We start from the raw sequence: 25,299 nt of genomic DNA, 5'->3' as shown, positions 1-25,299 counted from the left end.
AAAAAGATAAAAACTATGAGTCAGCAAAATTATAACGCCGAAGCCATTGAAGTCTTAAATGGTTTAGAACCAGTAAAACGCCGCCCAGGTATGTACACTGATACTACGCGGCCAAATCATTTAGGCCAAGAAGTTATCGATAATAGTGTCGATGAGGCTATGGCCGGACATGCTAGTAAAATTGACGTCATACTCCATGAAGATAACTCGCTAGAAGTAAGCGATGACGGTCGTGGCATGCCAATTGATATCCACCCAGAAGAAGGCATTCCAGGGGTGGAGTTGATTTTTACAAAGTTACATGCCGGTGGTAAGTTTTCAAATAAAAACTATCAATTCTCAGGTGGCCTTCATGGTGTGGGTATTTCAGTTGTAAATGCATTATCAACCCGGGTGGAAGTATTGGTACGCCGAGATGCCCAGCAATTTATGATGGCGTTTGAAAATGGCGATAAAGTTGAAGACTTAAATGTTATTGGTACTGTTGGCAAACGTAATACCGGCACCACGGTACGTTTTTGGCCAGATGCTAGCTATTTTGATTCCGCTAATTTCTCACTGACTAAGTTGCATCATCTATTAAAAGCCAAAGCGGTATTGTGCCCTGGTTTACGCATTAAGTTTATCAATAAACAAACTAAAGAAACGCAAGAGTGGTACTACGAAACTGGCTTACGTGACTATTTAAATGAAGCCGTTAAAGGTTATGAAGTACTGCCCAAAGAACCCTTTACAGGGGAGTTTTCAAGCTCGACTGAAGGCGCTGATTGGGCTGTTGTTTGGTTACCAGAAGGCGGTGAATCTATAGCTGAAAGCTACGTTAACTTAATACCAACAGCGCAAGGTGGTACCCATGTAAATGGTTTACGCCAAGGCTTATTAGAAGCAATGCGCGAATTTTGTGAATTTAGAAACCTACTACCACGAGGCGTAAAATTAACCCCTGATGATATTTGGGAGCGTTGTAGCTACGTGTTATCAGTAAAAATGCAAGACCCCCAATTCGCAGGACAAACGAAAGAGAAACTTTCCTCTCGCTCTTGCTCTGCTTTTGTCTCGGGGGTGGTAAAAGATGCGTTTAGTTTATGGTTAAATGAGCACACTGAAATTGCAGAGCTTTTATCTGAACTGTGTATTTCTAACGCGCAGCGTCGTCTTCGAGCTGCTAAAAAAGTTGTACGTAAAAGAGTAACTGCAGGGCCTGCATTACCAGGTAAATTAACAGATTGTAGCGCCGCTGATAATGATCGTACCGAGCTGTTTTTAGTGGAAGGTGATTCTGCTGGGGGCTCTGCTAAGCAAGCCCGTGATAGAGATTTTCAGGCTATCATGCCACTGCGCGGTAAAATCTTAAATACATGGGAAGTTGAGTCAGGGCAAATACTCGCTTCTCAAGAAGTGCATGATATTTCTGTTGCGTTGGGAATAGACCCTGACTCTAATGATTTATCCGGTCTTCGCTATAATAAAATTTGTATTTTAGCGGATGCTGACTCGGATGGTTTACACATTGCTACCTTATTATGTGCCTTGTTTGTTCGCCACTTTCCTACCTTGGTAAAAGAAGGGCATGTTTATGTGGCTATGCCACCGTTATTTAGAATCGATATTGGTAAAGACGTTTACTACGCACTTGATGAAGATGAAAAGTCAGGTATTTTGGCTCGCATAGAGGCTGAGAAAAAACGCGGTAAAGTAAACGTACAACGATTCAAAGGGTTGGGTGAAATGAATCCGTTGCAGTTGCGTGAAACGACGATGGATCCTAATACCCGTCGCTTAGTGCAATTAACATTAGATGAGGAGCAGCACACCATTGAAATGATGGATATGTTGCTTGCTAAAAAGCGTTCTTCTGATCGCCGTCAGTGGTTAGAAGATCACGGGAACCGCGCTCAAGTATAACTACAAAGGAAGTAACTTATGCACCCTCAACTTGGTAGGCTTTGTTAATGGCTTTTCTAAACCGCTATTTTTTTAGCTTCGTATTAGCAGTGTTTTTTAGCGCAGCTAATGCGAATACTTCAGTTGAGCAGCAATGGTTAGAGAAAAGGCTGGCAATTGCCGAAGAGAAAAGCATTGAGAGCCCAACTCTTGCTGTTACATATCTTAATAAAATACTAAAGGATAACTCATTAACGTTAACTGAGGTTCAACGTATTAAGTTACAAGTCATGCTTGCTGAAAACTATCTACTTAATAGTGATATGAATAAAGCGCTTGTATTAGTTAAACAAATACAAGAGCACCATGAGTTACTTGATGAGACTTCAGCAGTTAGCTATTTTATTGTAAAATCAGATATATATTTGCTGCAAGGGGAGTATAAGTTAGCTTTAGCTGAATTAGAAAAAGCTAAAGAAAAAATACCGCTGTTAGATGATAAGACGAAAGGTAATCTATACGCTGCTTTTGCTAACTACCATGTTAGTAATCACAACGAGAGTAAAGCGAAAAATTATTATTATAAAGCCTACAAAGTATTTCTTCAAAGTGGCGATGACCTTCAGCTTGCTTATATCGAATCTACAATGTCACAATCTTATGAAGCTTTATATGATTTTGATAAAGCAATTGAACTGCAAAAAAAAGCACTGTCTTATTTTAGTAGTAAAAACTTATCGTTTGATATGATGGTTTCTTATTATCATCTAGCTAAAATTTATTTAAAACTTTCACGTAATTCAGACGTTATTTTTAATGCTGAGCAAATTTTAAAGATTAATGCAAAGTCAGATTCATCCAGCCCAAAATTTAACTATTATGCATATATCACTCTCACACAAGCGTATTTACAATTAGGTAATATTGAACAAAGTGTTAAGTTTTTAAATTTAAGTAATCAGTTTGTGGCCGGTATTGAAGATGTCTATAAGAAGATAGACCATTTATTAATTCAAGCTGAGATTGAATTAACGCAATTAAAACTTGAACAAGCCAGCCAAACAGTTGCGAAAATCAATAAGATTTTGAGTAATGTCCCAGCTGAAAATACGGTCACTTTGTTACTACGGTTAAAAAAATTAAAAGCGAAAATATCTATAAAAAAAAGCGATTTTGAACGAGCCACTCAGGAATATCAATCATATATTACGCTTAATGAGCAACATTATAATTATATACGAGAGCTGTTTCGGTCTCAGAGTAAAGCCCAGTTTGATGTTAAAAAATTGGAGTTAGAGAAGCAGTTGCTAGAAAAAGATAAAGAACTTAATGAGTTTGCTTTGCTAGAAATAAAGCAAGAACAAGCGTTACACCATAGCCTGATATTTAGCGTATTAATGTTAGCGTTGGTGTTACTTATTTTTGCATGGCGACAGTATCGATTGAAACGGAAGTTTACTGTACTCGCTAACACTGATTATTTAACAGGCGTGGCAAATAGACGAAAAGTGATGGATTTTGCTGAGCAACAATGGTTAGAACTAAAACCAGGTTGTAATCGATTTGCACTAATCAGTTTTGACTTAGACCACTTTAAAAAAGTGAATGACAATTACGGACACCCTGCAGGTGATCTCGTGCTAAAAACCATTGTTACCGTGGCCCAGCAGGCTATTCGTGAACATGATTTCTTAGGGCGTATTGGTGGTGAAGAGTTTCTAGTTGTATTGGTTGATACGGATCAAGTTGAGGCGACAGAAATAGCTTATCGAATTAAAAGTGCGATTGAAAAAGCGCAAATAAACAGTGAACAACATATCATTAAAGTCACAGCTAGTTTAGGGGTGACGCAAAAAAGTACACAAACGAACACATTTAAAGATTTACTAAAGCAAGCAGACAAAGCCTTATATACTGCTAAAGAAAATGGCCGAAATAGAGTAGAAATTTATGAATAAATTACTAGTATCGATTCTTACGCTCGGATTGCTAAGCACACCGGCTTTTGCCAATGAGATACTCAAACAGCTGAGTGTTGTGGAAGGCTTTAAGGTAAGTGTTTTTGCTGATAATGTTGAAAATGCGCGGCAACTTGCGGTGTCTAAAAAAGGCATTGTTTATGTAGGCTCGCGTAAAGCTGGCAATGTTTATGCGTTAATTGATCATAATAGTGATGGCGTTGCTGACAAACAAATTTTGGTTGCCAGTGGCTTAACTATGCCCTCAGGTCTTGCGATTAAAGATAATGACTTATACGTTGGTGAAGTGCACCGTATTATTCGCTTTAGAGACATAGATAAACATCTCAAAGCACCAAAATACGAGGTTGTGTATGATGCATTACCAACAGAGCGTCACCATGGTTGGAAGTTTTTGCGTTTTGCTCCAACAGGAGAGCTAATTATTCCGGTTGGTGTTCCTTGTAATATCTGCGGCGAAGATGAACGTTTTGGTCGAATCTTTGCCCTTGATGTGAAAACTAAACAGCTCACCACACTTGCCAAAGGTGTTCGCAATTCAGTTGGCTTTGATTTTCACCCAAGCACAGAAACAATGTGGTTTAGTGATAATGGTCGCGATATGATGGGGGATGATATACCACCGGATGAGTTAAACCGTTTAACCCGTGAGGGTGAGCATTTTGGTTTTCCTTATGTTCATGCTGGCGCTATTTTAGACCCTGAGTTTGGTAAGGGGAAAAGCACCGCAGATTACAGCGCACCGGCATTAGCGTTAGGCGCTCACGTCGCTCCATTGGGTATTCATTTTTATAACGGTAAGCAATTTCCTGCAAACTATAAACAGCAACTGTTTGTTGCTGAGCATGGATCATGGAATCGTAGTAAAAAGTCAGGATATAAAGTGGCTGTCGCCACTATTGAGCAAGGACGTGTGATAAAGTACACGCCGTTTATAACGGGCTTTATGAAAAACGAAGAAACATTGGGTCGGCCGGTTGCGTTTGCAGAACTTGCCGATGGCAGCTTATTGATCTCTGATGATTACGCCAATGTGATCTACCGTGTAAGCTATAAAAAAAATTAGGTAGGCTTTGATGAGTGATACAGATACCTTGCTGATGCAAGGAATTGAGCAACAAACAATGGGGCGTTTTACTGAAGACGCCTATTTGAATTATTCCATGTATGTAATCATGGATAGGGCATTACCCCATATTGGTGATGGCTTAAAGCCCGTACAGCGTCGTATTATTTACGCGATGAGCGAACTTGGGCTCTCAGCTGCGGCTAAATACAAAAAGTCTGCCCGTACCGTGGGTGATGTGCTAGGTAAATACCACCCACATGGTGATAGCGCATGTTATGAAGCCATGGTGCTAATGGCACAACCTTTCTCTTATCGTTACCCTTTAGTGGATGGTCAAGGTAACTGGGGCGCGGCGGATGATCCTAAGTCATTTGCTGCAATGCGTTATACTGAAGCTCGTTTATCTAAATTCTCTGAAGTTCTGCTGAAAGAACTTGGTCAAGGTACGGTTGATTGGACGCCTAACTTTGATGGCACCATGGATGAACCACAAGTCTTGCCGGCCCGATTACCCCACATTTTATTAAATGGCATCACGGGTATTGCCGTTGGTATGGCAACCGACATTCCGCCGCATAATGTCCGTGAAGTTGCCAGTGCGTGTTGTTTATTGCTTGATAAACCAAAAACAGAACTGGGTGAGTTGCTTGAGCTTGTGCATGCGCCAGATTACCCAACTGACGCTGAAATAATTACCCCTAAAGCTGATATCCAGAAAATTTATCAGACTGGTCGCGGTTCTATAAAAATGCGCGCTGTTTATACACAAGAGCAAGGCGATATCGTTATTACCGCTTTACCGCATCAATGTTCAGGTAGCAAAGTATTAGAGCAAATTGCAGCGCAAATGAATGCTAAAAAGCTGCCAATGGTTGCGGACTTACGTGATGAATCTGATCACGAAAACCCAACACGCATTGTCATTATTCCGCGCTCTAATCGCATTAAAGTCGAGCCTTTAATGGCGCATTTATTTGCCACCACCGATCTGGAAAAAAACTACCGTGTAAACTTAAATATGCTTGGCCTAGATGGTCGTCCGCAAGTTAAAGATTTACGCAGTATATTAACTGAGTGGTTGATGTTTCGTCGTGAAACGGTACGCCGTCGCCTACAGTATCGTTTAGATAAAGTGCTCGCACGCTTACATATTTTAGAAGGTTTATTAGCTGCCTTTTTAAATATAGATGAAGTCATCGAAATCATTCGTACTGAAGATAAACCAAAGCCGGTGTTAATGGAGCGCTTTGGTATTACAGATATTCAAGCTGAAGCTATTTTAGAGCTTAAGTTACGCCACCTAGCAAAACTTGAAGAGTTTAAAATCCGTGGCGAGCAAGATGAATTAGCAAAAGAACGTGACAAGCTTGAGCAAACTCTTGGCTCAGAGCGTCGTATGTCGACGTTATTGAAAAAAGAAATTCAAGAAGCCGCTGAACTGTACGGTGATGATCGCCGCTCACCTGTAGTTGAGCGCATAGAAGCAAAAGCATTAAGTGAAAAAGACCTAATACCATCAGAATCAGTTACTGTTGTACTTTCAGAAAAAGGCTGGGCGCGAGTTGGTAAAGGCCATGATCTAGACGTTGAAGGTTTAAATTATAGAGCCGGTGATGAATATAAAGCGTCAGCCCGAGGGCGAAGTAACCAACCTGCTGTATTCTTAGACTCAACAGGTCGAGCGTTTGCCACTGACGCGCATGGTTTACCTTCAGCTAGAAGCCAAGGTGAGCCAATGACGGGGCGTTTTAATCTTAGCGCGGGCGCGAATTTTGAACATGTTGTTATGGCAGAAGACAAGCAAGTTCTTCTGATGGCATCAGATGCAGGTTATGGTTTTATCACTGATTTTGTTGATTTGGTTAGTAAAAACAAAAATGGTAAAGCGTTAGTAAGTGTACCTAAAGGCGGGCAGTTAATTGCACCTGTGCGAGTAAATGATGTAGCGACAGATTACTGCATGGCTATTTCAAATGAAGGGCGTATGTTGCTTTTCCCACTACGAGACTTACCTAAACTTAGTAAAGGTAAAGGGAATAAGATTATTTCGATTCCTAGCGCAAAAGTGCAAGCTCGTGAGGAGTTTGTAAAAGTACTGGCGGTTGTTCCGCAAGGCTCAAGTGTCACTTTGCATGCAGGGAAACGTAAGCTAACTCTCAAACCGAGTGACTTAGAGCATTATCATGGTGAACGTGGACGCCGCGGTAATAAGTTACCTCGTGGCTTACAGCGTGTTGATGAGGCTGAAGTTGAACTCACCCCGAGTGATGATATAAGTGATTCAATACAGCCTGAGGAATAACTTAAACGCGTTTTAAAACGAAAATTAACGGCCTGCTAAATGCAGGCCGTTTGTTTTTAAAGGATAAATAAATTTAAGCTTACATGTGTGCGCTAAACTCTCGTTTAGCAGCTAAAATAACGCTATAATGCCCGCGCTTTAATTATTGGAGAGTCTTTTTGCTAGCTTTTATTCGTATCTTAATCATGGCTTTGTTTATTTTGCTGAGCTGTTTATGCGGTTTAATTTTATGTTTAATAAAACCATTTCATAAAAATAATGTACATATCATTGCCAGCTGGTTTGGCTCTGTAGCTAAAATGCTCGGAGTTAAACTTGTCATTACACGCCACAGTGATGTGAGTAATGCTGGCCCAGCCGTTTATTTAGCAAATCATCAAAATAATTATGACCTTTTTACATTACCAGCGGCTGTGCCCGAAAACTGCGTTAGTTTGGGTAAAAAAAGCCTAAAGTGGATCCCGTTCTTTGGCCAGCTTTATTGGTTATCAGGCAATATTCTCATTGATAGGACTAATCGTTCAAAAGCTGCGGGCACTATTTCAAAAGCGGCTGAGAAAATTAAGCAAAATGGTTTATCTGTGTGGATGTTTCCAGAAGGTACACGCAGCTACGGGCGTGGTTTATTGCCATTTAAAACAGGAGCTTTTCACACAGCGCTAAATGCACAAGTCCCTGTAATACCTGTATGTATGAGCACCACAGAGAAAACCATTAAGCTAAACCGTTGGGACAATGGTACAATATACATTGACATGTTAGCACCACAGCACCTAGATAAAGAACTAAGTGCACGTGAGCACGCAAGCCGTATTCACGCTATAATGGCAGCTAGAATATCCGAATTAGATGCGCAAGTGAGAGAAAAGTAATGGAAAATTGGCGTGAAATTAGTGAAGACATCGTAACTTCTTTATTAGAAGATGGCTCTGATCCTGAGATCCTTTACGAAGTAGAGCATCATTTTGTTTGTGAGGACTTTGTGAAGCTTGAGCAAGCAGCACTTGCAGCGTTCAAGTTAGGCTATGATGTTGAAGAGCCTGCTGAGTTAGAGCTAGAAGATGGCGCCAAAATCTGGGGTTTTGATATTGTTGTTGAAGCTGAGTTAGACGTAGACGTCATTATGGAAGACGTTGATAAGCTTGCCCAACTAGCTGCAGATACTGGTGTTGAGTACGACGGCTGGGGTACTTATTTTCAAGAATAAGCTTTAGTGGCGAGGGGGAGTTAGCGAGGGTAAAGCTTGCGAGAGTAAAGTTAGCGAGTAAGCGTTTGACCCTTGTGTTGGTTGGTTTTTAATCTTGAAAACTCGCCAACTCGTGCTCCCCATAAGTAAATGCCAACTCGTGCCCTATGTGTAAATGTCAACTTGCGTTATCCGTAGGTAAAAACCAGCTCGCATTACCCACAAATAAACGCAAACTCAGACTATCTACAAGTAATCATAAATTTACCTCATACTTATTTCCTGTTCCTGCTATTAGTTATAGACATTTATGCTGGATCGTTGATAATAAAAAGCCATTATTAATATAAGTAACTTTTCTATTTATGCTCATTAACCTTCCTATTTCCGAGCTTGTGCCAGGTATGTTTGTTGACAGTGTTAGCAAGCAGTATGAGGGCGTTGACAGTATAAAAATTAAAACTCGTGGTTTAGTCCGCGATAAATCGATTATTCAACGCCTTGTCTCTGAAGGTGTGCAAGAGTTACTGATAGACTTTACCCAAAGTGACGTGGGGGTTCCTGCTAAGTACCAGGAAAAACCTGACACCACCGCAGAAAAAGCGCAACCAGATAAAACAAAGAAAAAAGTTAAAAAAGCCATTTCAGTTGAACAAGAATTTGCCAAAGCTAGCGTTAGTTATGAGCAGCACAACCGCAAGTTACAAGGGTTATATGGCGATGTTACTTCTGGTCTAAAAATGAATATTGCACTTTTAGACGATATTGCGAAAGATATTGTTGCTTCTGTATTTCGTAACCACAATGCCATGACTATTCTGACTCGGCTCAAAGATAAGAATATGTATAACTGGCGTCATATGACCAATTGCGCGATTTTAGTAACCGTTTTTGCTAAATACTTAGGTTATAAAGAAAAAACAGTGCAAGAGCTAGCTATGGGTGCATTATTGCATGATTTAGGACAAGCTAAGTTGCCGCAGGGGATATTTTCTAAGCCTGAGGACGTGAATGACCTAGAAATGCAGGCAATAAAAAAACATGTCGCGCAAAGCTTAGGCCTAGTTAAAGGTGAAAAGGGGATCACCCCATTAATGCTTGATATGATAGTCAACCATCATGAACGTTTAGATGGCAGCGGTTATCCGCGAGGAGTAGTCGGTGAGAAACTAAGTCGCCCAGCTAGGATTATGGCTATTGTTGATGTGTATGATGCTATGTGCTCTGATAGACCGCATCAATTAGGTGATGAGCCAATTAATGTTTTACGCTATTTACTCGAAAGTAAGCATTTATTTGATAGTGAATTAGTACAGCGGTTTATAAAATGTTTAGGCGTACACCCGGTTGGGACTATTGTTAAGCTAACTAATGAACGTTTAGCTTTGGTCACTGAGGGTAACCATCAAAACCCAATTAAGCCGAAAATTAAAATATTTTACAATGCAAAGCATAACCATCATATAACACCAAAAGACGTTGATTTAACTTCAGAGGATCATGATTTAAAAATTACAGCCAGCATCAAACCTCTAGACTATCAGCTTAATTTGGCTCGTTTGTTAAAAGAGCATCTGCTGGTTTAGCAGCTTTTGTAATTGACTTATCACAGCGCTTTTTAGCTGAGTGTCTTGCAGATAATAATGCACCACTAAAACAACTTACCATTAAAACTAACCACAATAATGTGCCTTTTTCTGAGTGCAGCGCTGCACAGCAGCATAACAAGGCAATAAAAGCTGAAACTATTGCCCCTAACCAATAATGGTTAACGGGGTTATCGCACTCACCAGCTTTTGTGCATGCGCAAAAGTTTGCTTTACAAAAACAGAATACACTGGCTCCACAAAAAATGAGAGCGGTAATAATTAACGCTATTTCCACAGCTATCCCCTTAACTGGTGTTTGCAAATAGTCTAATTGTGCAGATTAATCAAGTCAATGTAAATGATAATTAATTACAATTAGAGCTTTGACTCTAATATCACATTTCTCATCCGATGAGTTTTAAAAAATTGTTAAAAGGTAGTTAAAAACCCTGTTTTTTGCCGTTTTTTACCATTTTCATGAAGTTTTTTACAAAAAATTAAGGTAGTGTAGCGAAGTTTTGAAAATAATAACTTGCTCTTAAACAACCTGTGCGCAGGTTAAGAACAACTAAATGGGTATCCAAACATTGCTTTGGTTAAGGAAACACAATGAAATTTACTAAAACTCTAATCGCAGCATCACTAGCTGTGTTATCTACTGATAGCTTTGCTGCTGCATTTCAATTAGCAGAGCATAGTGCTTCTGGTCTAGGGCGTGCATACGCAGGTGAAGCAGCTGTAGCTGATGATGCTTCTGTTGTTGCGCGTAACCCTGCACTTATGACTTTATTTAAAGATAAGCAAATTTCTGTGGCTGGTATTGCAGTAATTCCAGATGTGAGCCTAAAAGGTGAGAGCACAGCGTATGGCTCAGACCCAAGTACATTAGATGATGATAGCATTGCGCCAAGTGCGTTTGTACCAGCAGGGTATTTTACTATGCCTGTACATGAGCGCGTATCAATTGGTTTTGGTGCTTTTTCGAACTTTGGTTTAGCGACTGAGTTTGACCAAGCTTATGAAGCAGGCTCAGTGGCTGGTGAAACAGAAATCGTGACTGTGAATATGAATGCCAGTGTGGCGTACAAAATTTCTGAGCAAGTCAGTTTAGGTTTTGGTTTAAACTATATTTATGCTGATGCAAAAGTGATTCGTAATGCAGGTGAAAACCCGTACGGACTTCCGGCACAAACGCAAACTGCTCACCTTGAAGGCGATGATTATGCCTTTGGCTGGAATGTGGGGGCTATGTATCAATTAGATGAAAATAGTCGCTTTGGTTTTAACTACCGTAGTGAATCTACAATCGATTTTTCAGGTGAATATTCTAACCAATTACCTGCTCAAGTGGGTGGATTGAATGGCATGACTGTACCGGGTCAATTAGAACTTACTTTACCTGCCATTGCTGAATTTTCTGGCTCACATCAGTTAGATGACAAAACTGGAGTTCATTATAGTGTGTTATGGACTGGATGGAATAGCTTTGAAAAACTAGAAGCCTATACGCCAAGTCAGGAAGCACCTGTTTTTTCTAAAAAAGAGAACTTCTCTAACTCATTACGCTACTCTATCGGTGGTGATTACCAGTACACTGATGCTTTACTTCTTCGTGCAGGTTTAGCTTACGATGAGTCGCCAGCAGATAAAAATCACATGTCGATTTCTATTCCAGATACAGATCGTTTTTGGTTTTCGTTTGGTGCGAACTATGCCTTTAGTGATAACTCAAATGTTGATTTAGGTGCGAGTATTTTACGTGGTAAAACACAGAACTTTACTGAAAAAGACAGCTTAGGGGAAGCACTAGGCCAAGACGTTTCTTGGGGCTTTGAATCTAAAGGGCATGCAGTGTTAATTGGTGCACAGTATAACTACACGTTTTAATATTTGACTAGAAACTAGAAACTAGAAACTAGAAACTAGAAACTAGAAACTAGAAACTAGAAACTAGAAACTAGAAAAGCCGCGTTACTTTGCAGTAACGCGGCTTTTTATATGCTTTGTATAAATATTATAAACTTTCAATTTTCGCTTTTTGCTCAAGCAGTTTAGCTTTAGCATCTGAAAATTCAGCTAGTTTTTCATGCTCTTTAGCAAGTACAGCTTCTGGGGCATTGTTTACAAACTTTTCGTTCGCAAGTTTATTTTGCACTTGAGCTAGGCCTTTTTCAGCTTTCTCAAGCTGTTTAGCTATACGAGCAAGTTCTGCATCAACATCAATGAGACCTGCCATTGGGATCATGATCTCAAGATTGCCAACGTACGATGTGGCACAAGCTGGTGCATCATCTTTATTATCAAGTAATGTGAATGCTTCAATCTTAGCAAGTGACGCTAAGAAGCTTTCATTCTCAGTTATACGGCGCTTGTCTTCATCTGATGCATTAGCAAGTAGCACTGAAAGTGGCTTGCTTGGGCTGATATCCATTTCACCACGAATATTACGAATAGCGACAATGAATTGTTTAACCCATTCTAAATCTTCCATCGCTTTAGCATCAACACTTGCTGCATTATAAACAGGGAAGGCTTGAACCATTATACTGGTGTTTTCTGTTTCAAGGCCTGCAAGTGGCGCAACACGCTGCCAAATTGTTTCCGTGATATATGGCATCATTGGGTGCATTAAGCGCAGTAAGCTCTCAAGCACAGTAATAAGCGTATGTCGTGTACCACGTTGCTGTGCGTCATTACCTTTAAATAATACAGGCTTTGTGAGTTCTAAGTACCAATCGCAAAACTGGTTCCAAGTAAATTCATAAAGCGTGTTAGCGGCAAGGTCAAAACGGTAGTTATCTAAGTGCTCAGTGTAGGTTTTAACTGTTGACTCAAATTGACCTAAGATCCAACGATCAGCAAGTGAATATTCTTTAGCGGCATCATTGGCAAAGCCACAGTCTTGCTCTTCGGTGTTCATAAGTACGTAACGGCTAGCATTCCATAGTTTGTTACAGAAGTTACGGTAACCTTCTAGGCGGCTCATATCCCAGTTGATATCACGACCTGTTGACGCCATTGCGGCTAAAGTAAAGCGCAGGGCATCAGTACCGTGTGCTTCGATGCCGTTATCAAATGTTTTACGGGTGTTCTTTTCAATTTTTTTCGCAAGCTGTGGCTGCATCATATTGCCAGTACGCTTGGTTACTAGGCTCTCAAGATCGATACCGTCAATCATGTCGATTGGATCAAGTACGTTACCTTTTGATTTTGACATCTTATCGCCATTTTCATCGCGAATTAGACCAGTAACATAGACTGTTTTAAATGGCACTTGTGGCTTACCGTTTTCATCTTTAATGAAGTGCATGGTCATCATGATCATACGCGCCACCCAGAAGAAAATAATATCAAAACCGGTTACCAACACGTCAGACGGGTGGAAAGTTTTTAAATCATCAGTATTCTCAGGCCAACCTTGGGTTGAGAAAGTCCATAATGCAGATGAGAACCAAGTATCAAGTACGTCTTCGTCTTGGCTTAGCGCAACATCATCGGCGATGTTGTTTTCACGGCGCACTTCGGCTTCATCACGGCCAACAAATACATTACCTTCGTTGTCGTACCAGGCAGGAATACGGTGACCCCACCAAAGCTGGCGTGAAATACACCAATCTTGTACATCGTTCATCCACGAGAAATACATGTTTTCATACTGCTGCGGCACAAATTGGATGTCGCCATTTTTAACCGCGTCTTTTGCCGGCTCTGCAAGCGGGGCAACACGTACATACCATTGGTCGGTAAGTAGCGGCTCAATCACCACACCTGAACGGTCGCCGTAAGGTACTGTTAACGCATGGTCTTCGATTTTTTCAAGTAAACCAAGTTCTTCAAACTCAGCGATAATCGCTTTACGCGCATCAAAGCGGTCAAGACCGTGTAAGCGCTCAGGAATTGGCGCATCAAACTCAAGCTCTTTACCATCAAAGGTGTAAGTTTCACCTTGGCTTAAGACAGCTGCATCTTTATCGAAGATGTTGATCATTGGCATTTGGTGACGCTTACCAACTTCATTATCGTTGAAGTCATGGGCTGGGGTGATTTTTACACAGCCCGTGCCTTTGTCTTTATCGGCATGTTCATCGGCAACAATCTTGATACGACGATTAACAATGGGCAGTAAAATATCTTTACCAATTAAATCTTGGTAGCGTTCGTCATCAGGGTTTACTGCAACACCTGAGTCACCTAGCATGGTTTCTGGGCGAGTTGTTGCAACGACAATGTAATCTTTACCGTCTTGGGTTTTAACGCCGTCTGCTAGCGGGTAGCGTAGGTTCCACATGTGGCCTTGTTTGTCTTTGTTTTCAACTTCAAGGTCTGAAATGGCTGTGTGTAATTTAGGATCCCAGTTTACCAGACGTTTACCACGGTAAATTAAATCTTCTTTATGTAGACGTACAAATACTTCTTTAACCGCTTCAGACAAGCCGTCATCCATAGTGAAGCGTTCACGTTCCCAATCCACTGATGCGCCAAGGCGACGAAGTTGTTTGGTAATAGTACCGCCTGACTGGTTTTTCCATTCCCAGATTTTATCAATGAAAGCTTCACGGCCTAAGTCATGGCGTGTTTTACCTTCTTCAGCAGACAGCTTTCGCTCTACCAGCATTTGTGTTGCGATACCTGCGTGGTCAGTACCTACTTGCCATAGCGTATTATTGCCTTGCATACGCTTAAAACGCGTTAAGGTATCCATAATGGTATCTTGAAAGGCGTGGCCCATGTGTAAGCTACCCGTGACATTTGGTGGTGGGATCATAATTGAATATGCATCGCCTTTACCAGATGGTTTAAAGTAGCCTTTCTCTTCCCAGTCTTGGTATAACGACTGTTCAATATCTTGCGGATTGTAGGTTTTATCCATTACACAGAACCTTAAATAAGTACTTAAATGAGTTGACTAGCTAGTTTAACAAAGGGTGGCTAGCTATTAATATCTTGCGTGGTGATATTGGCACCGAGTTGGCGGAGCTTTTTAAAACGCTCGCGGGCAGCTTGTTTCGCGACTGCTTCTACTGGTACAAAATCAAAAACTTGGTTAAAGCGACGAATAAAATCCGGGAGCTGAGCGGCCAAGTTTATTAAAACTTTACGATTACCGACTGGAGGTGTCATGCCTATTTCAATAGGTGCACCACCTTTTGGGCCTTCACCTTGGAGGTTATGGGGCACAAAACTGTCTGGGTCAAATGACCAAATCGTTTCATCAATGGCGTGGGCTGTATCTGTGTTATCTACAAAAACGAAAACACGGTGACCAAGACGATACTGATCTGCAGCAATTTGTGCCGCTAAGGCAAAGTGATCATCGGCTTTCGCATTTGATTCATCTTGTTGCTTTAGAACAAAAAATTGGGCATTTATGCTCATTGTATCGGGGCTTCCCATAGCATTGCATATGTGACTTTTTAGCACACATAAATTAGAGCAAGGATTTTGCCATAAAACAGGGTTTGCTTCAATGAATACGCGAATCTACACACTAAATAATAAGCAATAAAAAAGGCGCTAATTAAGCGCCTTTAAGGTGACTATAAATCTGAATACTTAATCGTGTGTTGTATCACTCACACCCGCTCGATTAAGTAGGTATTGGGTTAACATTGGTACAGGGCGTCCGGTTGCGCCTTTGTTTTTACCACTACGCCAAGCAGTTCCTGCAACATCTAAGTGGGCCCAGTTATATTTTTTAGTAAACTTAGATAAAAAACAGGCTGCGGTAATGGTACCGGCTGCACGTCCGCCTAAGTTAGTAAAATCAGCAAAAGGGCTCTCTAGTTGATCTTGGTAGTCATCCCACAGTGGCAGTTGCCAAGCGCGGTCACCACTTTGCTCAGATGCTTTAAGTAAGTCATGGGCAAGTGGATTGTGGTTTGATAGCAAACCAGTAGCGTGAGCACCTAATGCAACAATACATGCACCGGTTAAGGTGGCAACGTCAATCACGGTTTCAGGCTCAAAGCGCTCAACATAAGTTAGCGCGTCACATAATACTAAGCGGCCTTCTGCGTCAGTATTAAGTACTTCAACCGTTTGGCCTGACATCGTTGTTAAAATATCACCAGGGCGGTAAGCGTTTGAGCTCGGCATGTTTTCACAACCCGCTAATACGCCAATTACGTTTATAGGTAGTTGCATTTGTGCCAATGCACGCATTGCACCAATTACACCCGCAGCACCACCCATATCGTATTTCATTTCATCCATGGCTTCGCCTGGTTTAATTGAAATACCGCCTGAGTCAAAAGTTAAACCCTTACCAACTAATACGATAGGGGCTTGATCTTTTGCGCCACCTTGATAGTTGATCACTGACATAACCGATTCGTTGTCACTACCACGGCCTACAGCTAAGTATGAATTCATACCAAGCTCAGCCATTTTCTCTTCACCAATAATATCAACACTCACGTTTTCAAAATTGGTGGCAAGTTCTTGTGCTTGCTCGCCTAAATACGCAGGATTACAAATGTTAGGTGGCATATTGGCGACGTCTTTACATAGTTTGCTACCAGCTGCTATAGCTAAGCCATGTTCAATGGCGCTTTCACCAATCGTTAATTCGCGACGTGTTGGCACGTTAAATACAATTTTGCGAAGTGGTCGGCGGGGATCACTCTTTTTGCTTTTTAACTGGTTAAACGTGTATAAACAGTCTTGTGTTGTTTCAACTGCTTGGCGTACTTTCCAATAGGTATCGCGGCTTTTTACGTGTTGTTCAGTTAAAAAGCAAACAGCTTCCATTGACCCTGTTTCGTTTAGGGTATTAATAGTTTTTGAAATGATTTGTTTATACTGTTTATCGTCCAGTTCACGCTCTTTACCACAGCCAACTAACAAAATGCGTTCACTTAACACATTCGGTACATGATGTAATAAAAGTACTTGTCCCGGCTTACCTTCAAGATCACCACGACGCAGTAAATTAGAGATATAACCATCGCTGATTTTATCGAGTTGCTCACCAATGGGGGATAAACGACGTGGCTCATAAACGCCAACTACTATACATGCGCTACGCTGCTTTTCAGGACTACCACTTTTTACGCTAAATTCCATTGTCACTCCTAATTTTGAGTCATAGAACCCTTAAATATGGGTAATTAAATATATTTCTAGTGCTAAGTTATTTAATATCATTAATCTTAGTCTAAAAATCATAACTCATTATGTGTTTTTGAACTTTATACCTTTGTATCGATTAATACCACTAATGCGACAATATAATATAAACTTGTTTGGTATAATGCTGATGGCATATAATAAACTGAGTAAAACGCTAAGTTTACTTATATTTTCCCGCTATTGCAGTAAAACAAGATGTTTAACAGGGGCATGCATTGCTAATTTTCCGTTATTTGACCACTGAAGTGCTAAAGTCTCAGGTCGCCGTTTTCTTAACCTTGATGACCATATTTTTATCACAAAAATTTGTTGTTATCTTAGGTGATGCGTCCGAAGGTGGTATTCCCGCTAAGCTAGTGCTCTCTATGATTGCACTGAAACTACCACAATTGGCCTCTTTAATTTTACCGCTAAGTATCTTCTTAGGGATTATCCTAGCTTATAGCCGAATTTACGCCGACAGTGAAATGACCGTACTTAAAGCATGCGGTGTTAGTGAATGGTATGTAGTTAGAGTAACCCTAATCTCCAGTGTTGGACTTGCAATACTTGCCGGCTTTTTGACTTTATATGTTGCCCCTTGGGCGAGTGAACTTGAATACCAACTAAAAGAGCAAGCCAAAGCTGATGCTGGTTTATCTGCGTTAAGAGCTGGACGGTTCCAGCAAACCGGCAATGAAAAAGCGGTGGTGTTTATTCATAATATAGAAAATGGTGGTAAAGAGTTAAACAAAGTATTTGTTGCGCAACTACCTGACACTGAAAAAGATAACTTAGCTCGCTTGGTTTATGCCGAGCGTGGTGTTGTTGTAGAACAAGATAACGGCGAGCAACAACTGGTGCTCAACGATGGTAAACGTTATGAGACTGATGGCTCAACACCTGCACTTAATTTAACGGAATTTGATGGCTATAGCGTACAAATTCGCGAGCAAGAGATCGAACATCAACGCCGAAAACTCGAAGCTGTGCCAACCATGGATTTAATGGCGATGAACTCCTCTGAAGCGATAGCCCAATGGCAATGGCGCTTAGCAATACCCTTATCAATCCCATTACTGACATTACTTGCTGTGCCATTGAGCGTGGTTAACCCAAGACAAGGTAAGTTTGCTAAGTTAGTCCCCGCTATCAGCCTATATTTAGGTTACTTTATCTTGCTAAATGCCGCTAAATTTGCCGTGGAAGACGGTAAAATCCCGCCTTCAATAGGGTTATGGTGGATTCACTTTACCGCCCTGTTTATTGGTGGTTTTTTGATTATAAAAGGGCGGCCAGTTGGCGCTTGGTTTAAAGCGGTTATTAGCAAACGGGAGTTAAGCGCATGATGAAAACACTCGATTGGTATTTAGGCCGCAGCATTATACAAACCACAGGCTTTGCTCTGATGGTGCTGGTTGGGATCAGTACATTAATCAAGTTTATAGAGCAACTGAAATCAGTTGGCCGTGGCACTTATGACATTGCTACCGCACTATTATACACCCTCTATAGCATGCCTGGAGATTTGGTTATTTTTTTCCCGATGGCTGCACTCATTGGTGGCTTAACAGGTCTTGGGGCACTTGCTTCGAATAGTGAGTTAGTGGTTATGCAAGCGGCGGGAATGTCGCGCTTGCAAATTATTATATCTGTGATGAAAACTGCAATTTTTATGGCTGTTTGCATGATGGCTCTTGGCGAGTGGGGAGCTCCAGAAGCGCAACAAAAAGCGAAAGAGATGCGCAACCAAGCGATTTATGGCGGTGACGTATTCAATGCCCAACAAGGTGTATGGGCAAAAGATGGCAGTAACTTTATAAACATTGAAGATGTCGATCAAGATGGTGTTCTGCATGGCGTTAATATGTATCATTTTGATAAGTCATTACAATTAACACAAATAACAAAAGCGCGTGAAGCGGTAAGTAGAAACGAAGGTTGGTTACTTCGCGATGTTAGTAAAGTGCAGTTAAGCGAAGAGCAAATTAGCACACAAACGCAAGACGAAGAACTCTACGAGTCACAACTTACAGCTGAAAAACTAGGAGTGGTTTCGGTAAAACCCGAAGCTTTATCTTTTACCGGGTTATGGTCTTATTTAGGTTACCTTAAGCAAAACGAACAAGACACCAGTACATATGAATTGGCATTGTGGCGTAAAATTATGCAGCCTGTATCTATAGCCGTTATGCTGCTGGTGGCGCTGTCATTTATATTTGGCCCATTGCGTACAGTGACCATGGGAGCTCGTATCGTGATGGGGGTGGTAACTGGGATCGTATTTCACTTAACTAATGAGATATTTGGCCCTGTGGTGATGGTGTATCAAATACCTGCTGTTGTCGGGGCGACCGTGCCGAGTATTTTATTTATAGGCTTTGCGACCTACTTACTTAACAAACGAATATAGTCGATAGTGAATAGCGCTTGGAACTAACAAGGCTCCTAGCGCTACTTTGAAAGTTAATCTAATGAGCGATAGATTCGTTTGTTTTCTTCTTTTGTCAATGCAACAACCTCGGTGCGTGAGAGGTAATCTTGCAATGCACGTTTGTTCTTAAAATCAACTAATACGATTAAGTTACCTATGCCAAGTAACGCAGTGACACTGCGAATAATTGCTTGCGGCCAAGTTATCAATTTTCCATCCAGTGTTTGTACTTTTAAACGCCATGCTCGCATGCCAATTGTTTGTCCGCTCTTAGTCCAAAAATAAGCAAAAAACACAATGTTTACGCCTACAAATAGGGCACTACGAAGGCCGTATAATAACGTCGAGCCATCAATAAAAGCCGCAGGATCTAGTTCTTTGGGTTGTACAAGCAGGCCAATTGCAACTAACCCTTGAATGATTGCAAAATATAAAATGGCTGTTAGCATTGATAATGAAATCACGACTAAAGAGTCGTAAATTAATGAAGCAAAGCGACGCCAAAAGCCCGCACGTGGAAACTCACCAGACATAAATACACTCACAAAGTTAATATGCGCGCTAGTTTAGCAAATAGAGTGACAAATACTAGGTTCGTAAAATCAGTCAATGTTAATGGTTGCTCAATTGTTAAGCTGTTGATCATTAAATTGTAAAAAACAGCTTGCCGCCCCCCTTATTGTTTGTATAATGCTTGGCATAGAGACGAAGACAGTTTGATAAGTCCTAGCTCTAAAGTGGTTTTTCTTTATCTTCTCGTGTTTAGAAGGTTAAAGAAAAATGATGCCAGCGTGATGAAATTGGTATACATGGGGGATTCAAAATCCCCTGCCGAAAGGCGTGCCGGTTCGAGTCCGGCCGCTGGTACCACTTTTGATAACCCCAACCAAATTGGTTGGGGTTTTTTTATGCCTGTAGAAACTTTGTACACAATAAGCTTGTAAAAGACTAACTTTAGCAGCTGTGGTAATGCATATTATTATGGTGCCGAGTATTGCTATATTCCACAATATTAAATGCTATTTGTATTTGAGCTTTGTAAAGTAGTTATTTGAATAGAAAAATAGCCTTAATACGGTTCAGTTGTATGAATTTTATCAAGTCATTAATTACTTACAATCGCTGCTTTTTTGGCTAGAACAAACAAGGTATAATGCCGATAATTCTATTTTATATTTACAACGCCTTAAAATGACCTTATCCGGTTGTTTTAGCTGTACGTTGTTCTTACTTAAAGCGGCTTACATGTCTAATTTATCTAGCGAAATTAATAAACGACGCACCTTTGCGATCATCTCTCACCCAGATGCGGGTAAAACCACTATTACTGAGAAAGTACTTTTATTCGGACAGGCAATTCAAAAAGCCGGTACCGTAAAAGGTCGTGGCTCAAATCAACATGCTAAATCTGACTGGATGGACATGGAGAAAGAGCGTGGTATCTCAGTAACGACCTCAGTGATGCAGTTTCCGTATAATGAGCGTTTAGTTAACTTGCTGGATACTCCAGGGCACGAAGATTTCTCTGAAGATACTTATCGTACACTAACCGCGGTAGATTCATGTTTAATGGTTATTGATGCTGCAAAAGGTGTCGAAGATCGTACCCGTAAATTAATGGAAGTAACGCGATTACGTACAACGCCAATTGTTACTTTTATGAACAAGTGTGACCGTGATATACGCGACCCAATGGAGTTGTTAGACGAAGTTGAAACTGAGTTAAACATTGCCTGTGCCCCAATTACTTGGCCTATCGGCTGTGGTAAAGAGTTTAAAGGTGTTTATCACATACACCGTGAAGAAACGATTTTATATAAAACCGGTCAAGGCCATACTATTCAAGAAGTACGTAGTATCAAAGGGCTTGATAACCCAGAACTAGATGAAGCGATTGGCAGCGAGCTGGCCGAACAATTACGCGAAGAACTTGAGCTTGTAATTGGCGCATCACACGAATTTGATTTAGAGCTATTTTTAGCCGGTGAGTTATCGCCTGTATACTTTGGTACGGCATTGGGTAACTTTGGTGTTGATCATGTACTTGATGGCCTTACTGAATGGGCGCCGACTCCGTTGCCTCGTGAAACCGAAGACCGTCAAGTTATAGCAACAGAAGACAACTTCACAGGGTTTGTATTTAAGATTCAAGCAAATATGGATCCTAAGCACCGTGACCGAATTGCATTTATGCGTATTGTATCAGGCAAATATAGCCAAGGTATGAAAATGAACCATGTACGTATTGGTAAGCAAGTCAGTATTTCTGATGCGGTGACCTTTATGGCGGGTGATCGTGAACGTGCTGCTGATGCTTTTGCGGGTGATATTATTGGTTTACACAATCATGGCACCATTCAAATTGGTGATACCTTTACCCAAGGTGAAAAACTGAAGTTTAGTGGTATTCCAAACTTTGCTCCGGAATTATTCCGTCGTATCCGTTTAAAAGATCCCCTTAAGCAAAAGCAACTACTAAAAGGGTTAGTCCAGTTATCTGAAGAAGGGGCTGTACAGGTATTTAGGCCACTTATTAACAATGACCTGATTGTTGGCGCGGTTGGTGTACTGCAATTTGACGTGGTTGTTGCTCGCTTAAAAGCTGAGTACAACGTAGATGCGATTTATGAAGGTGTAAACGTTAATACCGCACGTTGGGTAAGTTCAACTGACGTGAAGAAGTTTGAAGACTTTAAACGTAAGTGCGAAAGCAATTTAGCCTTAGATGGCGGAGATAACTTAACGTATATTGCACCGAGCCGTGTAAATCTTAATTTATCAATTGAGCGCTATCCTGAAGTGACGTTTAACCACACACGTGAAAATTAGACAAAAATTAAATTAAAGCCTGCAATTGCAGGCTGATAAAGGTAACAAATTACATGAACATTCGTACGTTATTAATTGATAAAGCGATCGCAGCGATGACTGCGGCAGGCTTACCGGCAGATACTAACCCAGCAGTAACCCAAAGCACTCGCCCACAATTTGGTGACTATCAAATTAATGGAGCAATGGGTGCTGCGAAAAAAATGAAAAGCAACCCTCGTGAGCTTGCACAAAAAATTATTGATAATCTAGATGTAAGCGACATTGCAGATAAAACCGAAATAGCTGGCCCAGGCTTTATTAATATTCATTTAAAGCCTGAGTTTCTTGCACAAAGTGTTGTATCGGCAAATCAAGATACAAAACTAGCGGTTGCTGAACATGCAAATCCACAAACGGTGGTAGTTGATTACTCTTCACCTAATCTTGCCAAAGAAATGCACGTGGGCCACTTACGCTCAACTATTATTGGCGATGCTGTTGTACGTGCGCTTGAGTTTCGTGGCGACAAGGTTATTCGCCAAAACCATATGGGTGATTGGGGCACGCAATTTGGTATGTTGATTGCCCACCTTGAAGACCAAATTAATCAAGGTGTTGACTTAGACACAGTGGCACTGGCTGATTTAGAAACCTTTTATCGCGATGCAAAAAAACGTTTTGATGATGAAGACGGGTTTGCTGATAAAGCACGTGATTATGTTGTTAAATTACAAGGTGGTGATGCACACTGCGAAAAACTTTGGAAGCTGTTTATTGCAACTTCAGTTAACCATTCTGAAGAAGTTTACAAGCGCTTAAATGTCACCCTAACAGCTGATGACATCATGGCTGAAAGTGCCTATAACGCAGAGCTAAACGATATTATTGCCCTGTTGAAAAATAAAGAAATTGCTGTTGAGTCACAAGGTGCACAAGTTGTATTTTTAGATGAGCTGGCAAATAAAGATGGTGAGCCATCAGCGTTCATTGTACAAAAGTCAGGTGGCGGTTTCTTGTATGCAACAACTGACTTAGCTGCATGTGACTACCGCTCAAATAAATTAGGCGCTGAGCGTATCCTAATTTTTGTTGATGCGCGTCAAAGCCTGCACTTTAACCAAGTAGAATTAACAGCTCGTAAAGCTGGTCTTCTTCGTGATGAAACCAGCTACGAGTTTTGCCCATTTGGCACCATGATGGGTGAAGATGGTAAACCATTTAAAACCCGTACTGGTGGTACGGTAAAACTTGCCGATTTACTTGAAGAGTCGATTGCTCGTGCCAGTGCAAAATTAGCAGAACGCACCTCTGATTTAAGTGAGCAAGAGCGCAACGAAATTGCTCGTAAAGTAGGGATTGGCGCAGTTAAATACGCTGATTTATCAAAAAACCGCACCAGTGATTACATTTTCAACTGGGATACCATGCTCAGTTTTGAAGGCGCAACCGCTCCTTACTTACAGTATGCCTACACTCGTGTACGCAGTATTTTCCGTAAATCAGGCGTTGATGCAGCAAGCTTAAGTGCCGCTGTCGCAATCGTTGAACCACAAGAAAAAGCGCTTGCACTTAAATTGCTACAATTAGAAGAAGTGCTTGATCAAATGATCAACGAAGCAACTCCACACGTATTATGTAGTTACTTATATGAACTAGCGAGTTTATACATGACCTTCTATGAAGCTTGCCCAGTGCTAAAAGAAGGTGTAGAGCCAAGTGTTCGTGATAGCCGTTTAGTGCTGTGTAATTTAGTGGCTGATACATTGCGTACAGGGTTAGACCTGTTAGGCATCGAAGTCATGGAGCAAATGTAACCTGCTGCGTGTAATTCGCTTTGACTGCGTTGTCGTGCTTTTTTAGCCTAAGTCACATACAAAATACGTATGCTCCTTGGCATAAAAAAGCACTCCTACACTTGCAGGTGCGGAGTTTAGCACTGAGTTACTTACCCTAATCACATACAACAACGTATGCTCATAGGGATAAGTCGGTTTTCCGCCTTGTCTTAGGCTAAACTACTTAGGTGGGCTCTGTTGTAGGTTGGGTTGAGTGCAACGAAACCCAAAATGCTAAGTCACATACAAAATACGTATGCTCCTTGGCATAAAAAAGCACTTGGCCTTGTCAGCACTCCTTCACTTGCAGATAATTTTAGGTGCTAGGCGCTTGACACTGAGTTTTTACTCATGAACTTTGTAGCTGATAGCTGATAGCTGATAGCTGATAGCTGATAGCTGATAGCTGATAGCTGATAGCTGATAGCTGATAGCTGATAGCTTTTTAGAGAGAATTTTATGAAACTCGAAGATATTCGTCGTGAATACCTGCAAGCTGGTTTAAGTGAAGATAATTTACTTAATGATCCGTTTAAACAGTTTGAGACGTGGCTTGAAAATGCTGTGGCAACACAAATGCCTGATCCTACGGCGATGGTGGTGGCGACTGTTGATGAAACTGGGCAGCCTTCACAACGTATTGTGCTATTAAAACACCTTGATGAAAACGGTTTTGTATTTTTTACTAATACTGGCTCGCGCAAAGCACAGGAACTCAAAGCTAATAATAAAATATCGCTGCATTTCCCGTGGCATCATATGGAACGTCAAGTAATCGTGTATGGTGAGGCGCAGCCATTACCAACATCAGCGGTAGCTAAGTACTTTCTATCTCGACCAAAAGAAAGCCAGTTAGCAGCTTGGGCATCAGCGCAAAGCCGTCCTGTGTCGTCACGTAAGGTATTGATGGAAACCTTTACAAACATGAAAAACAAGTTTGCTAATGGCGAGATCCCGTTACCTGATTTTTGGGGCGGGTATTGTGTTGTACCTTCTAAAGTTGAGTTTTGGCAAGGGGGAGCACATCGTCTGCATGACCGTTTTATGTATCAACGCCAAGCAGATAATAGCTGGCAAGTTACGCGGCTCAACCCTTAACT

General features: G+C 41.1%; 18 protein-coding genes and 1 tRNA gene. 14 read left to right on the top strand and 5 right to left on the bottom strand.

The features are described 5' to 3' along the window. Positions 1-15 precede the first annotated feature (15 nt). The 7 genes from parE to NQT69_RS08920 all read left to right on the top strand — a co-directional run bounded on the left by parE (position 16) and on the right by NQT69_RS08920 (position 10,006). Positions 16-1,905, top strand: a complete 1,890-nt coding sequence (parE, locus tag NQT69_RS08950; protein ID WP_256827313.1) for a DNA topoisomerase IV subunit B — start codon at positions 16-18, stop codon at positions 1,903-1,905. A gap of 47 nt (positions 1,906-1,952) precedes the next feature. Next, on the top strand, positions 1,953-3,842 hold the full coding sequence (locus NQT69_RS08945; RefSeq protein WP_256827312.1) for a tetratricopeptide repeat-containing diguanylate cyclase: 1,890 nt from the start codon (positions 1,953-1,955) through the stop codon (positions 3,840-3,842). Next, positions 3,835-4,929 (top strand): PQQ-dependent sugar dehydrogenase, encoded by a 1,095-nt coding sequence (locus NQT69_RS08940; RefSeq protein ID WP_256827311.1) that lies wholly within the window; start codon positions 3,835-3,837, stop codon positions 4,927-4,929. Before NQT69_RS08945 ends, NQT69_RS08940 begins: the two co-directional genes overlap by 8 nt. A gap of 10 nt (positions 4,930-4,939) precedes the next feature. After that, positions 4,940-7,234: a DNA topoisomerase IV subunit A gene (gene parC / locus NQT69_RS08935; protein ID WP_256827310.1), complete on the top strand. Its 2,295-nt coding sequence runs from the start codon at positions 4,940-4,942 to the stop codon at positions 7,232-7,234. Positions 7,235-7,392: 158 nt separating this feature from the next. Continuing rightward, positions 7,393-8,106 (top strand): 1-acylglycerol-3-phosphate O-acyltransferase, encoded by a 714-nt coding sequence (locus NQT69_RS08930; RefSeq protein WP_256827309.1) that lies wholly within the window; start codon positions 7,393-7,395, stop codon positions 8,104-8,106. After that, positions 8,106-8,441, top strand: coding sequence for a ribonuclease E inhibitor RraB (rraB, locus tag NQT69_RS08925; RefSeq protein WP_256827308.1), 336 nt, complete (start codon positions 8,106-8,108; stop codon positions 8,439-8,441). The genes NQT69_RS08930 and rraB overlap by 1 nt, the downstream gene beginning before the upstream one ends. Before the next feature lie 344 nt (positions 8,442-8,785). Further along, complete coding sequence (locus NQT69_RS08920; RefSeq protein WP_256827307.1) at positions 8,786-10,006, top strand: HD-GYP domain-containing protein; 1,221 nt, start codon at positions 8,786-8,788, stop codon at positions 10,004-10,006. On the opposite strand, the gene NQT69_RS08915 is transcribed toward NQT69_RS08920, so the two are convergent. Next, positions 9,966-10,304, bottom strand: coding sequence for a hypothetical protein (locus NQT69_RS08915; protein ID WP_256827306.1), 339 nt, complete (start codon positions 10,302-10,304; stop codon positions 9,966-9,968). The two genes, NQT69_RS08920 and NQT69_RS08915, sit on opposite strands and share 41 nt — an antisense overlap. 314 nt (positions 10,305-10,618) lie before the next feature. Between NQT69_RS08915 and NQT69_RS08910 the strand changes: the two genes are divergently transcribed. Next, a complete protein-coding gene (locus tag NQT69_RS08910) occupies positions 10,619-11,896 on the top strand; it encodes an outer membrane protein transport protein (RefSeq protein ID WP_256827305.1) in 1,278 nt (425 codons plus the stop codon). A gap of 127 nt (positions 11,897-12,023) precedes the next feature. Here the strand turns inward: NQT69_RS08910 and NQT69_RS08905 are convergent, their stop codons facing one another. The 3 genes from NQT69_RS08905 to pepA all read right to left on the bottom strand — a co-directional run bounded on the left by NQT69_RS08905 (position 12,024) and on the right by pepA (position 17,074). Beyond that, complete coding sequence (locus tag NQT69_RS08905) at positions 12,024-14,879, bottom strand: valine--tRNA ligase (protein ID WP_256827304.1); 2,856 nt, start codon at positions 14,877-14,879, stop codon at positions 12,024-12,026. A gap of 59 nt (positions 14,880-14,938) precedes the next feature. Next, complete coding sequence (locus tag NQT69_RS08900) at positions 14,939-15,385, bottom strand: DNA polymerase III subunit chi (protein WP_256827303.1); 447 nt, start codon at positions 15,383-15,385, stop codon at positions 14,939-14,941. Positions 15,386-15,562: 177 nt separating this feature from the next. Further along, positions 15,563-17,074: a leucyl aminopeptidase gene (gene pepA, locus NQT69_RS08895; protein WP_256827302.1), complete on the bottom strand. Its 1,512-nt coding sequence runs from the start codon at positions 17,072-17,074 to the stop codon at positions 15,563-15,565. Between the two features lie 281 nt (positions 17,075-17,355). Here pepA and lptF point away from each other — a divergent pair, with 281 nt between their 5' ends. Together lptF and lptG are read left to right on the top strand one after the other, a co-directional pair. After that, positions 17,356-18,468 (top strand): LPS export ABC transporter permease LptF, encoded by a 1,113-nt coding sequence (gene lptF, locus NQT69_RS08890; protein ID WP_256827301.1) that lies wholly within the window; start codon positions 17,356-17,358, stop codon positions 18,466-18,468. Continuing rightward, positions 18,465-19,532, top strand: a complete 1,068-nt coding sequence (gene lptG / locus NQT69_RS08885) for an LPS export ABC transporter permease LptG (RefSeq protein ID WP_256827300.1) — start codon at positions 18,465-18,467, stop codon at positions 19,530-19,532. The genes lptF and lptG overlap by 4 nt, the downstream gene beginning before the upstream one ends. Before the next feature lie 53 nt (positions 19,533-19,585). Here the strand turns inward: lptG and NQT69_RS08880 are convergent, their stop codons facing one another. Beyond that, positions 19,586-20,086 carry an RDD family protein gene (locus tag NQT69_RS08880; RefSeq protein WP_256827299.1) on the bottom strand — a complete coding sequence of 167 codons (501 nt, stop codon included), beginning with the start codon at positions 20,084-20,086 and terminating at the stop codon, positions 19,586-19,588. Positions 20,087-20,338: 252 nt separating this feature from the next. Between NQT69_RS08880 and NQT69_RS08875 the strand changes: the two genes are divergently transcribed. From NQT69_RS08875 to pdxH, 4 genes are all read left to right on the top strand, one after another. Continuing rightward, positions 20,339-20,423 (top strand) — tRNA-Leu (locus NQT69_RS08875). 375 nt (positions 20,424-20,798) lie between these two features. After that, on the top strand, positions 20,799-22,382 hold the full coding sequence (gene prfC, locus NQT69_RS08870; RefSeq protein ID WP_256827298.1) for a peptide chain release factor 3: 1,584 nt from the start codon (positions 20,799-20,801) through the stop codon (positions 22,380-22,382). Positions 22,383-22,435: 53 nt separating this feature from the next. Beyond that, a complete protein-coding gene (argS, locus tag NQT69_RS08865; RefSeq protein WP_256827297.1) occupies positions 22,436-24,178 on the top strand; it encodes an arginine--tRNA ligase in 1,743 nt (580 codons plus the stop codon). 480 nt (positions 24,179-24,658) lie between these two features. After that, the gene (pdxH, locus tag NQT69_RS08860) at positions 24,659-25,297 is read left to right on the top strand and encodes a pyridoxamine 5'-phosphate oxidase (protein WP_256827296.1); all 639 of its coding nucleotides are present in this window, start codon (positions 24,659-24,661) and stop codon (positions 25,295-25,297) included. Positions 25,298-25,299 lie beyond the last annotated feature (2 nt).

This window comes from Pseudoalteromonas shioyasakiensis, assembly GCF_024518675.1.
GTDB lineage: Bacteria > Pseudomonadota > Gammaproteobacteria > Enterobacterales > Alteromonadaceae > Pseudoalteromonas > Pseudoalteromonas shioyasakiensis_B.
Note: the sequence above shows the minus strand (reverse complement) of the source record. Positions and strands in the feature narration are given on the sequence as shown.